Annotated in this window: 8 protein-coding genes; 4 read left to right on the top strand and 4 right to left on the bottom strand. The window is 68.7% G+C overall.

Annotated elements, in window-relative coordinates:
- Window position 1: 1 nt before the first annotated feature.
- A complete protein-coding gene (locus tag OXN85_12015; protein MCY3600682.1) occupies window positions 2–1,162 on the bottom strand; it encodes an MFS transporter in 1,161 nt (386 codons plus the stop codon).
- A gap of 238 nt (window positions 1,163–1,400) precedes the next feature.
- On the opposite strand from OXN85_12015, the gene OXN85_12010 reads away from it, so the two are divergent.
- Together OXN85_12010 and OXN85_12005 are read left to right on the top strand one after the other, a co-directional pair.
- Window positions 1,401–2,843 (top strand): amidohydrolase family protein, encoded by a 1,443-nt coding sequence (locus OXN85_12010; GenBank protein MCY3600681.1) that lies wholly within the window; start codon window positions 1,401–1,403, stop codon window positions 2,841–2,843.
- Window positions 2,844–2,952: 109 nt separating this feature from the next.
- On the top strand, window positions 2,953–4,113 hold the full coding sequence (locus OXN85_12005) for a sulfite oxidase (GenBank protein ID MCY3600680.1): 1,161 nt from the start codon (window positions 2,953–2,955) through the stop codon (window positions 4,111–4,113).
- A 65-nt stretch (window positions 4,114–4,178) separates the two neighbouring features.
- On the opposite strand, the gene OXN85_12000 is transcribed toward OXN85_12005, so the two are convergent.
- Window positions 4,179–4,559 (bottom strand): DUF2784 domain-containing protein, encoded by a 381-nt coding sequence (locus OXN85_12000; protein MCY3600679.1) that lies wholly within the window; start codon window positions 4,557–4,559, stop codon window positions 4,179–4,181.
- 39 nt (window positions 4,560–4,598) lie between these two features.
- Window positions 4,599–5,813: a sulfite oxidase gene (locus tag OXN85_11995; GenBank protein ID MCY3600678.1), complete on the bottom strand. Its 1,215-nt coding sequence runs from the start codon at window positions 5,811–5,813 to the stop codon at window positions 4,599–4,601.
- 87 nt (window positions 5,814–5,900) lie between these two features.
- Between OXN85_11995 and OXN85_11990 the strand changes: the two genes are divergently transcribed.
- Together OXN85_11990 and OXN85_11985 are read left to right on the top strand one after the other, a co-directional pair.
- On the top strand, window positions 5,901–7,511 hold the full coding sequence (locus OXN85_11990; GenBank protein MCY3600677.1) for an amidase family protein: 1,611 nt from the start codon (window positions 5,901–5,903) through the stop codon (window positions 7,509–7,511).
- Entirely contained in the window at window positions 7,508–10,747 is a 3,240-nt protein-coding gene (locus tag OXN85_11985) for a TonB-dependent receptor (protein MCY3600676.1), read from the top strand. The genes OXN85_11990 and OXN85_11985 overlap by 4 nt, the downstream gene beginning before the upstream one ends.
- 40 nt (window positions 10,748–10,787) lie before the next feature.
- Here the strand turns inward: OXN85_11985 and OXN85_11980 are convergent, their stop codons facing one another.
- Complete coding sequence (locus OXN85_11980; GenBank protein ID MCY3600675.1) at window positions 10,788–11,777, bottom strand: DUF1460 domain-containing protein; 990 nt, start codon at window positions 11,775–11,777, stop codon at window positions 10,788–10,790.
- Between the last annotated feature and the right edge of the window lie 76 nt (window positions 11,778–11,853).

The following is an 11,853-nucleotide window of genomic DNA, read 5'->3' as shown; positions in this document are numbered from 1 at the left end:
TCTATTGGGCTCTACAGTAGGGACGAAGCGACGGCTGCATGGCGAAGAGTGCGCCGAGCAGCAGAAGCGGCATCGACCATGCCGTCGCGGCGACGGGCCCGAACGCGTCCGCGAACCCGCCCACGACGGGAATCGCCAGCGTCCCCACCGCCCACGCCAGCCCCATGACGATGCCCGAACTCACGGCCGTCCCCGAGGGCAGGATCTCCTGCGCCACGACGACGATCGGAGGCAGCAGCGCCATGTTCAGGAAGCCCGCGCACACGGCCATCACGATCGCGGCGGGGCTCGCCGGCGCCAGCGTGAACGCGAGGATGTGCGTGGGCACCGCGAGCACGCTGATCGCAGCCAGGAGGTGCTGCCGGTTGAGCCGGTCGGTGAGGAAGCCGGAGGCGAGCGTCCCCAGGCCCTGGGCGCCCAGATAAATGCTCAGCACCACGGCGCCCGCCGTCTCGCTCTCGCCCGCGCGGTGGGCGATGATCGGGATGAAGGTGAGGACCGCCTTCTGCGCGAAGGATCCGACGACGGAGATCCCGAACACGAGACCGAGCGGCCCCTTGAGTTTGCGGAGCACCTCCATTGGGGGAGGCGGCGGAGTCCCCGTCCCCACCCGGGTCCGACCCTTCGCACCGAACCAGAGGGCGGTCCCGAGCAGGACTCCCGGAATCATCGCGACCCAGAGACCGGCGAGGCCCAACCAGCCCACGATGGCGACGGCGCTGATCGGCCCCAGGGCGAAGCCCACCGCCCCCCCGAAGGAGAAGACGGACATGCGCACTCCGCTTCCCCGGCCGTCCCCGGCGCGCGCGACGAGCGACGCCCCCGGTGGGTGAAAGGCGGCCGATCCCAGTCCCCCCACGGTGAGGAGGAGGAGGAGGACGAAGTAGCTGGGCGCCATCCCCAGCAGCGAGATGAACACACCCCCCACGATCGGCCCGGCGGCGAGGAAGGCGCGCCTCCCGAACCGGTCGGCGAGGTAGCCGAAGGCCGGTTGCGGGAGCGCGGTCGAGATGGAGAGCACGGTCGACAGCGTCGCGGCCAGCGTGATCGAGAGACCGAGGTTGTCCATGATCCGCGGCAGCAGCGGCGGCAGGAACGCGGTATACGCATCGATCGTCGTGTGCGAGACGACGATGAGCGCCACGACCGCCGCGGGGCGCATCGACGTGCGTCCCGTGAGGCCGGACGGGGGATTGGCGAGCGTCGCGCTCGGTTCGTGCAGTGTCGAACTCCGATCCGGTTCGGATGGCAGCCGCGTGATGACGGCTCACAGTAACAGGATCGACTCCGTCGTGGAGAACCCCGCGCGCATCGTATGTTGACCGGTCGACCGCGATTCGGGCGGCTCGAAGGCGACACGTACCGAGCGAGAGGTGCCATCGATGGTTCGGAGAAGAAAGATGCGGCGCAGATGGATGCTTCTCACCCTCGGATTGGGCGGCGCGGCCGTGACCCTTACCGGGTGCGAGGGACTCGTGTTGGACTTCGTCGATCTCGTCGATGAGAACGCGACCTACGTGATCGAGGGCGGACGGTGGCTCGACGTGCATGCCGGGACGCTCGTCGAGAACGACGGAATCACGATCCGCGACGGAAGGATCATCTCGATCGGCGAGTCGCCGGATACCGCCGGCGTCACGATCACGATCAACCTCGAGCGGGAGGCGACGATCCTCCCGGGGTTCTTCGACCTTCACGCCCATTACGCCGTGGACCTGTTCGGCGATGGCCGCGTCGATGAGACGGCCGCCTATCCCGAACTCTTCCTCGCCAACGGCGTGACGACGACCTTCCCGGCCGGCGAGCTGAACCCGATGCGCATGCGAGAGCTGCGGCTCGCCATCGGGCGCGGCGAGCGCAGGGGTCCCCGGCTCCTCAACTCCGGCCCCTACTTCGGCTCGTGGCGCCGGGGCTGGGACGACGACGCCATGACGCCCGACTCGATCCGTCACGAGGTGGATCACTGGGCGTCGCTTGGCGCGGCCGGCTTCAAGGCCAAGGGGATCCGGCCCGATCACCTCGCCGTGCTCATCGAACAGGCGCACGAGCACGGACTCACGGTGACCGGCCATCTCGATTCCGGGTTTGGGAACACGGTGAATCCCCGCGACGCGATCCTCATGGGCATCGACCGCGTCGAGCACTTCCTGGGCGGCGACATGATGCCGGCCGACCGCACGGCCTACGCCTCGCTGCAGGAGTTCGACGACTTCGAGGGAGACGCGCTCCGCGACATCATCGACCTCTACGTCGACCGCGGCGTGTACTTCGACCCCACGCTCTCCATTTACGGGTACTGGGGACCGCACGACCCGGAGATGACGGAGTACTGGACGGACGAACACCGCTTCCTGACGCCGTACATGCGGGAGATCGTCGAGGCGCGGCCGCCCCGCCCCGTGAACGAGTCGTTCGCGAAGATGTCGCCGATCAAGCGCCGCACGCTGAAGGCGTTCTACGACGGCGGCGGACGCGACCTGATCACGCTCGGCACGGATCACCCGAGCTGGGGAGACTATTGGTCGCCGTTCGCCGTTCACCGCGAACTCCTCGCGTTCGCGCGCGCCGGGGTCCCGCCCGCGGACGTGTTCCGCATCGCGACGATCAACGGCGCGCGAGCGATGGGCGTGGACGACGAACTCGGCAGCATCGAGGAAGGCAAGCTCGCGGATCTCGTGATCGTGAGAGGGAACCCGCTGGAGGATGTCCGGGTTGCCCGCGACGTCTGGTTCGTCTTCGCGCGGGGACGCCCCCATTCGCCCGACGAACTGCTCGCGCTGGCCGAAGGCAGGATCGGCCCGGCGGATGCTTCCGAAGAATCCGCCTGGAGACCCGGTCGCTGAGCGGCGCCGCCACGGCGGATGCCTTGCTCCGACAGCTAATCGGACCCGAGCTTGCGTGGACGAGAGAGAAGACGACGAGATACGCGGCACACCCGAGGCGAGGTCTGACATGATGAGCGAGCGAAACGCGATTCCACGACGACAGGTGCTGATCCGGGGCGGGGCGGCGGCCGCCGGTCTCGCGGTCCTGCCGACGGACATCTTCCGCGGCTGGCTCGCCGGATTCGATCAGGAGGCGGTGATCCCGTGGGTTCAGCGCCCGCACCCGGGGCTCACGGAGCGGATGAACATCCTGAACTGGGAAGAGCTGGATTCCTGGATCACGCCGGTCAGCCAGATGTTCCGCGTGGGGCACTACGGATTGCCGGTGATCGCGGAGAGCGACTGGAGCCTCGAGATCGGGGGACTTGTCGACCGGCCGCGCACCTTCGATCTCGCCGAACTCAGGGAGCGACCCCGTCAGGAGGTCGTGTTCACGCTGGAGTGCTCCGGGAACCGCGGCCGTCCCTCGTTCATCGGCGGCGTGCACAACGCGCGCTGGGCGGGGGCCCGGCTCGCCGATGTCCTCGCGGAAGCCGGCGTCCAGGAGGCGGGGATCGAGGTCGTGTTCTTCGGCGCGGACGAGGGCGAGGAGGAGATCCGGGGCAACACGGTGACGCAGAACTTCGCGCGCAGCCTGTCGCTCGAGGACGCGATGGACCCCGGCATCATCCTTGCGTACGAGGTGAACGGCGAGCCGCTGCCGAACGCGCACGGCTTCCCGCTGCGCGTCATCGCCCCCGGCTGGTACGGGATCGCGAACGTGAAGTGGCTGACGCGGATCGAACTCCGCGACCGGCGCTTCATGGGCAAGTTCATGGCCCGCGACTACGTGACGCTCCGGGCGGAGGAGCGCGACGGCGAGACCGTGTGGACGGAGACCTCGGTGGGGCGGGTGAACATCAACTCCGTCCCCGCGAAGGTCACGCGCAGCGGTGACGCGCACGCGATCCACGGGGCGGCGTGGGGCGCCGACATTGCCGCCGTCGAGGTCCGCGTGGACGAGGGGCCGTGGGAGGCGGCGACGCTGGGCGAAGGCCAGGGCGACCCGCACACGTGGACGTTCTGGCGCAAGGACTGGAACGCCTCTCCGGGGCGGCATGCGATCGTCTCGAGGGCGATCGACGCGGACGGCAACGTACAGCCGGCGGCGGACGACCCGCTGCTCGTGAACAAGCGGACGTACTGGGAGAGCAACGGCCAGCTCACCCGGGACATCGTGATCGACTGACAGCCCCTTCCCCCCCGGCCCGCGAGCGGCGGTAGCGGCTCAGCGACCGCTTCGGCGGTGGCGGCTCAGCGACCGCTTCGGACGCGCCGGCGTAGTCGGCGCAGGAGCCACGCGTACGCCACCGCGTTCAGCGCGAGCACGGACAGGCCGAGCCAGACCTGGATCTCCCGGGTCAGCGCGCCGGGGTAGATCACCGGCAACAGGTAGTGCTCGATGAACCCCCCGGAGTAGCCCGCCTGGCCGCTCGCGACCCGCAGATCGTTCTCCAGCGGCGTGAGCGGGCAGATCCAGCCGGCGAACTCGATCAACGCCCCCCACGCGAAGCACGGGATGTGCGCCCACGCCAGACGCGGCCAGCGGACCGCGGCGAACCCGCCGGCGACGACGAAGGCGATGAAGAGGAAGTGGACGACGAGGACGAGATCCGCGAGCACCCGGTACAGCAAGGCGATCCGGCGCGCGTCAGGAACTCGGCCGGCGCCGGCTCATCCCACCTGCACGGCGTGCGGGAGCGGGACGTTCAGCAGGTAGCCCTTGTCGTTCATCAGGGGCTCGTCCGGCTGCGTATTCCCCGCCGCATCCGTGGCGCGCGTGGCCAGCGTGTGCGCCCCGGGGGTCGCGTCCCACTCGAACTCGAAGCGTTGCCAGGCCAGGGGCAGCACCGGATCCACGATCTCGGCCTCCAGCCAGGTCGCTCCGCCGTCCGGACTCCATTCGACGGCGGACACCGGTCCCGCCGGGGCGTGCGCGAACCCGTGCAGGACGTGGGATCCCGGCTCCAGCCGCGCGGGCCGCGGAAGGGCCAGCGCGCTCTTCACGACGAGTTCCGTGATCACCGGGCCCTGGGCGGGCGCGTAGTCCGCCTCCGGCCACTGGTCGCCGATGAGGACGTAGGACGACGTGTTGTTGCGGTTCCACACCCGCTCGGTGGAGAGCTGAACGGACCCGAGCCACTTGATGCTGCTGGACCCTGACCAGCCGGGAACGACGGACCGCGCGGGAAAGCCGTGATCGGCGGGGAGCGGCTCGCCGTTCATGCGCAGGGCGATGATCGTGTCGGGGTCCCGCGCCTTGGCGAGCGGCATGGCGCGCTCGAAGCCGGAGCCGTCCAGCCCGACGAGGTTTATGTCAACCGTTTCCGGCCGCACGCCGGCCAGGTCGAGCACCGTGGCGAGCGACGGACCCGACCACTCCGCGCACCCCACGGCTCCCGTCGTCCACTGGCCGCCGCTCGCGCGCGTGCCTGTGAGTTCCGGGTACAGGCCGCGCCAGTTTCCGGCGCACTCCAGGTAGGCGGTGATCGTGTGCTGCGGCAGCGATTCGAGGGTGGACAGGTCGAGCCGCAACTCGGTCTCGGCGCCGTCTCCCTCTACTCGAAGCGAGTAGTCCGCAGGGTCGATCGTCGGAGTGGGTGAGTGGTTTCGGACGAAGAACAGTTCGTTCGGCGTGATGAACCCGTCGATGAGCTCAAGCCGCGTCTCCAGGTTCGTGACGCGCTGGATGAAGGGCGATGGGTCCTTCACCCACCTCGGCGGCTGCTCCCGCTCCTCTCCGGGGGCGGCCGCCGCGGCCGCGTCCGCCGACGACCCGGCGTCTCCCGCGCGGTCGCAGGCGGCGAGCCAGGCTGCGGCGGGTCCCACGCTGGCGGCACGAACGAAATCTCGACGGGTGAAGAGGGCGGTCTCGATTGTGCGCTTCATCGGCGACACCTCGCAGTCATGGCGCTTGGCATATCGGCCCGGTTTGGCAAGTTTGGATGCATGCGACCGAGGAGCAACGCACCCGGGATGCGCCGGCGTCCCGGGATCACCGACGGCCTCCACCGGAAGCGCCACGCGATTCCGGTGTTGCTCTCCGCTACGCTCGCGATAGCCGGGGCCGCGTGCAATCCCGGACCGGATGCCGGGTCCGCCGCGGCCTTCCCGGTCGTGGAAGCCATGATCGGCGATGTGCAGGCGGCGATCCGCGATGGGACGACGACCTGTCGCGAGGTCGTGGAGCGGCATCTCGCCCGGATCGCGGCGTACGAGGACGCGATCAATGCGATCACCGTGCTCAACCCGCTGGCTCTCGAGCGCGCGGACCGGCTCGACGCGGCGCTGGCCGCCGGCGAGACGACGGGACCGCTGTTCTGCGTCCCGATGCTGGTCAAGGACAACTTCGACACGCACGACATGGTCACGACCGGAGGGTCCATCGCCCTCGCGGACAACCTGCCGCCCGACGACGCCTTCATGGTGCGGCAGATCCGCGAGGCCGGCGCGATCGTGATCGCCAAGACGAACATGGCGGAATGGGCGTTCAGTCCGCGCCAGTCCGTCAGTTCCTCCTTCGACACGACGCGCAACGCCTACGCGCTCGACCGCGTCCCGGCCGGATCCAGCGGCGGAACGGCCTCCGGCGTCGCCGCATCGTTCGGCGTCATCGGGCTGGGGAGCGACACCGGCAACTCGATCCGCGGACCCAGCTCCCACCTCGCCCTGGTCGGGATCCGTTCGACCATCGGCCTCACGAGCCGCGACGGGGTCATCCCCCTCTCCTTTGACCGCGATATCGCGGGTCCGATGGGCCGGACCGTTGAGGATGTCGCACGCGTATTCAACGTCGTGGCCGGCTACGATCCCGCGGATCCGTACACGGAAGCGGGGCGTGGCCGCGAGGAAGAGGACTACACGGCCTTCCTGGACGCCGACGGGGCGCGCGGGGCGAGGATCGGCGTCCTGCGCGCGCTGGCGGATCCCGAGGAGACCGACGGGGAGATTCTCGCGCTCTTCGACGCGGCCATCGACGATCTGCGGGCGCTCGGAGCGGAGGTGATCGACCCCTTCGACTTCGACGTCGCCGCGGAGCTGGGACGAGAGGGGATGTTCTGCCGCCGCTTCCGCTATGACATGTGGGTCTACCTGCAATCGCTGGGCCCGGCGGCGCCAATGACCGACGTCCTCGAGGTATTGGAGGACGGACGGTACTCGGATTATGCGCAGGCTTCGCTGCGGCGGAACGAGGGGGCGCCGCTCGACGCACACCCGTCCGACTGGGACGAACCCTGTCCGGACTACGCGGAGAACGACGGCCGGCAGGCCTACCTGGCCAACCTCGTCGCGGCAATGGATGACGGCGGCCTGGATGCGGTAGTTTATCCCTCCTGGCTCTGCGTGCCCGCCCATATCGACAGGGGGGACGAGGAGTACTGCGGCGACAACAGCCAGCGCGTGGCTCCCGCCACCGGAATGCCGGCGATCACGGTCCCGATGGGGTTCATGTACGATAGACTCCCGGCGGGACTTCAGATTCTCGCGCGCCCGTACGACGAGGGGCGTCTCTTTCGGCTCGCGTACGGATACGAGCAGGCGACACGACACCGCCGTCCCCCGGACGGCTTCCCGGAGATCCGATGATCGAACCAATAGCCAAGGGCAAGTCCATGTTCAGAACACTCGGAACGAGCGCCGTCGCGGCGCTCGCGATCGCGTGGCCGTCAGCCGCGGCCGCGCAGGAAGGAGCCATCGGCGGGACCGTTACCGACGAGAACGGCCTCGCCCTGCCCACCGTGAGCGTGACGGCGACCGGACCGGCGCTCGGCGGCGAGACGCGCACGGCGCTCAGCTCCGAGGAGGGGGTCTACGCCGTGACGGGACTCCCGGCGGGGAGCTATTCGCTGCGGTTCGTCTATCCCGGTTTCACGATCGAGACGCGGACGGGCGTCGAGGTGACGGCGGGTGAACGGATCGTGGTCGACGTGGAACTCGTCTCCCTGCGGACCGTAACGCTCGCGGAACTGACGGCGGTGGTGACGGGCACGAACTTCGAGGCGCCCCCCATCAACCTTCCGTATGCGGTCGATGTCACGAGCCGCGAAACGCTGCAGGAAGAGGGCTCGCCGCTGGTGGTCGATTTCTTCAAGCGGCTCGGGGCGAACCACGGTTCCCTCGGGGAACGCAACAGCTGGTATAACCGCAGCGGGGCGCTCATTCCCGAGAGCGTGGCCAGCGTCAACCTGCGGGGCCTCGGGGCTTCGCGAACGCTGGTGCTGCTGAACGGACGGAGGCAGGTGTACACACCGTCGCGGCTGCCTGGCGGGCGGTTCGTGGATGTGAACGCCTTCCCGTCAATCGCGCTGGACCGCATCGAAGTGCTGAAGGAGGGAGCCTCCGCGATCTACGGCTCCGACGCGGTGGCCGGCGTGGCGAACTTCGTCACGCGGCGGGACTTCGAAGGGTTCGAGGTCACCGCGGCGCACGATTACTTCAGCGGGGCCGGAGACTCGAACGCAGCCGCGATCTGGGGTGGCAATCTGGGCGGATCCACCAACGTGGTCCTCTCCGCCGAGTGGGCGGCGCGGCGGGAACTCATGCCGCAGGAGCGTGACTGGGGGCTGCGGCCCTACCCGGGACCCGGCGGGGGCGGCTGGTCCTACTACGGGAACCCGGGCGCCTTCCTCATGCCGAGCTTGACCGGGAACGAGACTCCCGGCGAGTTCGTGAGCACGCTCATCAATTCGCAGTTCGGCGCCAACCCGAGCCTGTTCGTCGACCCGGAGTGCGAGAACTTCGGCGGCGTGGACGAAGGCGTCACCTGCCGCTTCCGCTACCAGCCGTACGACAACCTGGTCGATGCCCAGACCCACGTGCGGGCCTTCGGCGAACTCAATACCGAACTGGGCACGGGCACAACGCTTCATCTCGAGGGCCTGTGGGCCGAGGCCACGATCCCCAACTGGCGCACGACGCCCTCGTTCCCTCCGATTTCGCTGTACGACGGTAACCAGATCGTGCCGTCGGCGAACCCGGGCCGCCAGGCGTTCTGCGCCGCCAATGCGGCCCACGCCGGATTCGCTTCGGCCGCCGACTGCCTTGAAAACGACTGGTACTTCTACGGCCGACTGGTGGGGAACAGCGGCCCCGGACGCACGCTGCACCGATCGTCCCGCACCCAGAGGATCGCGGCCTCGCTGGACCGGTACTTCGAGGCGACCGACGGCCATCTCGACATCTCGGTCAGCTACTCGCGGGCGACGGGCAACGTGAACCAGCCCGCCGAGTACGCCTACCGAAAACACCTCGCCTTCCGAGGTTTCGGGGGCCCGAACTGCGGCGTCGACGTCGTCGTGGACCCGACATCGCCCTCCGGCATGTCGCTCGGCCCCACGGGCGGCGCCGTGGCCGGGCAGGGCGACTGCATGTTCTACAACCCGTTCAGTAACGCGATCCAGCGCGCCGAGCAGCCGGGGACGCGTTACACCGGCACCGACAACCCGGGCTACGTGGCCGGCGGGGCCAACTCCGCCGAACTCATCGACTGGATCAACGAGGAAGTCGATCTCTTCAACACCGCCGACCTGTTCGTCGCGGAGGCCACGTTCACGGGTCAGTTCACGGAGGCGCTCGGTTACGCGCTCGGATACCAGTTCCGCCGTTTCGACGTGACGGGGAGCCCGAACGATCCCGGCAACCAGGCGATCAACCCCTGCCAGGTGCCCGGGGACCGGACCTGCCTCGAGCAGGCGGGGCCGTTCACCTTCACGACCGGGTTTTTCCCCTATGAAGACGGGCAGACCGTGCACCGCATCTACGGCGAGATCCCGCTCAGCTTCGGGGACCGGCTCGATGTGCAGGTGGCCGCGAACTACGAATTCCACGATGTCGCGAGCAGCTTCGACCCGAAGCTGTCGCTTCGGCTGAAACTGAGCGAATCGGCCGACCACCAACTGTCCCTGCGTGGGTCGCTTCAGTCCACCTTCCGCGTGCCGTCGGTGGACGACGTGAACACGGATCAGATCACGGCGCTCGAGTACGTGCAGGAAGTCGACGTCTACAAGGCGGTGGACACGTTCGGAAACACCGACCTTGCGCCGGAACGGGCCCTGACCGGTAACGCCGGGCTCATCTTCTTCCACTTCCCGAGCCGCCTGCAGGCGACGTTCGACTACTGGACGTACGACTTCAGGGACGTGATCAACGTGATTCCCCACTCGAGCATCACGCGCCTCTATCACGAGGGCGGGGCGAGCCGGGCCGCCGTGCAGGAGTTCGTCAAGTGCCCGGACGGGTGGAACACGGGGACATGCGACTCGGCCCTCATCGAGCGCATCCGCATCGACCTGATCAACTGGCCGGGCATGCAGACCTCGGGCTTCGACTGGAGCCTGTACACCCGCCGCACGCTCGGCAACGGCGAGCTTTCCGTCGGCATCGACGGCACCTACACGCGCACCTACGACATCAAGGCGCTCCAGCTCAACAATGTGGAACTGGTGGGCGCGACGGAGGGCGCCGGCAAGCTCAACCGCTTCAATCCGCTCGCCTGGCCGCTGCCGCAGTGGAAGTGGTCGGCATCGGTCGGATACCATCGCGAGCGGTACTCGGCCATCGCGAACATCAACTACATCTCCTCCTACGAGGACGACCTCAACGCGGGGGATCCGACGTACGCGCACCGCGTCGTCGACGCCTTCGGCACCTTCGATGCGACGCTGATGATGAGGCTGACGGACAGCATCGATGCCTTCGTGACGGGCTTCAACCTGTTCGATTCGGCACCGCCGCTCGTCAATCAGGAGGGATCGTACGACGGCCTCACGCACGACCCGAAGGGACGGCGCATCAAGGCCGGGATGACCTACACGATCAACTAGCAAGAGCGCGGCCCCGGCCATGACGGCGGGGCCGCGCGGGCTACTCGCGCGGGGGTTCGGCGGGGCGCGCGACCATGATCCCGTCCTGCGAGTCGATGGAGAGGATCCGCTCCGCGAGCGGACGTTCCGAGATTTCCACGGACCTGCCGACCAGGGGGGCGTGGAGGAGGTGAAGCGCCCCGTCGCGCCACACGGCGAATCCGGTGTGGGCGACGTCCAGCCCCTCGACGGTCGACGTAGCCGCGATCACGTCGCCGTTGCGGATCCGGCCCGCCACCCGCGCGATCCGGTCCTGCGGCACGTATTCCCGGCCGGGTCCTTCGTCGAGCCGCGCCTCCGTGGCCGCGATGTCCCGGAGCACGCCGGGCTCGGCGAGTTGCCGATACGCTTCCGGGTGCCGGGACATGAAGTTCACCGGCTCCGGATCGAGGGCGGGATCCAGTTCCCCGGTCGTGATGCGCACGATCCCCCGGGCTTCGTTGTCCGCGAGCCACTCCGAGAAGTAGTGGAGACGGCTCGGGTATCCGTCGAGCCGGCCCCCGCGGTATCGGAGCGCCGTCAGATGGGCTTCGTAGCCGGCCTGCGCGCCGGGGGGGTCCGCAAGGGCCTCGACGCCCTGCTCCCGGACGAACCGCGTCAGGGCGAGGACGGTCTCGACGAGGGTCACGCAGTCGAGTTCGCGGAAGTTGATGACGAGGCGCTCGGGTCCGGAGACCTCGAGCGTGCCGGGCTCGTACGTCGTCCCGACGAAGGTCTCGGCCAGCTGCACGATGGCGTCGCCCAGGTCCATCTCCGCGAGCCCGCGCTCCGCGGCCAAGCGCACTTTCTCCTCGAAGATCGCCCAATCCTCCGGAGCCCAGGCGGATCTGCCCGCAGGTGCGGACGATGCCGTGCCGACGCCCGTCGTCTCGTCAACCACGGTCGAGGTGGAGGGCTGGGCCTGCGACCAGGCGAGCGCCGCGATGACGGCGACGGTCGCAAGGATACAGGCGACGACCTTCGCCAGCGTGAAGACGCTGCGCCATCTCATGTCGAACCGAGGTTCAGGACCACGCGTTCCTCCCCTTTCCGTACTATATGCGTCTACTATATGCGTCGCCGGGGAA

It is taken from the genome of Candidatus Palauibacter australiensis (assembly GCA_026705295.1).
GTDB lineage: Bacteria > Gemmatimonadota > Gemmatimonadetes > Palauibacterales > Palauibacteraceae > Palauibacter > Palauibacter australiensis.
Note: the sequence above shows the minus strand (reverse complement) of the source record. Positions and strands in the feature narration are given on the sequence as shown.

Coding starts and splice junctions, on each gene's coding strand:
- OXN85_12015 (MCY3600682.1), bottom strand. CDS start 1,162: ATGCGCCCCGCGGCGGTCGTGGCGCTCATCGTCGTCTCGCACACGACG.
- OXN85_12010 (MCY3600681.1), top strand. CDS start 1,401: ATGCGGCGCAGATGGATGCTTCTCACCCTCGGATTGGGCGGCGCGGCC.
- OXN85_12005 (MCY3600680.1), top strand. CDS start 2,953: ATGATGAGCGAGCGAAACGCGATTCCACGACGACAGGTGCTGATCCGG.
- OXN85_11995 (MCY3600678.1), bottom strand. CDS start 5,813: ATGAAGCGCACAATCGAGACCGCCCTCTTCACCCGTCGAGATTTCGTT.
- OXN85_11990 (MCY3600677.1), top strand. CDS start 5,901: ATGCGCCGGCGTCCCGGGATCACCGACGGCCTCCACCGGAAGCGCCAC.
- OXN85_11985 (MCY3600676.1), top strand. CDS start 7,508: ATGATCGAACCAATAGCCAAGGGCAAGTCCATGTTCAGAACACTCGGA.
- OXN85_11980 (MCY3600675.1), bottom strand. CDS start 11,777: ATGAGATGGCGCAGCGTCTTCACGCTGGCGAAGGTCGTCGCCTGTATC.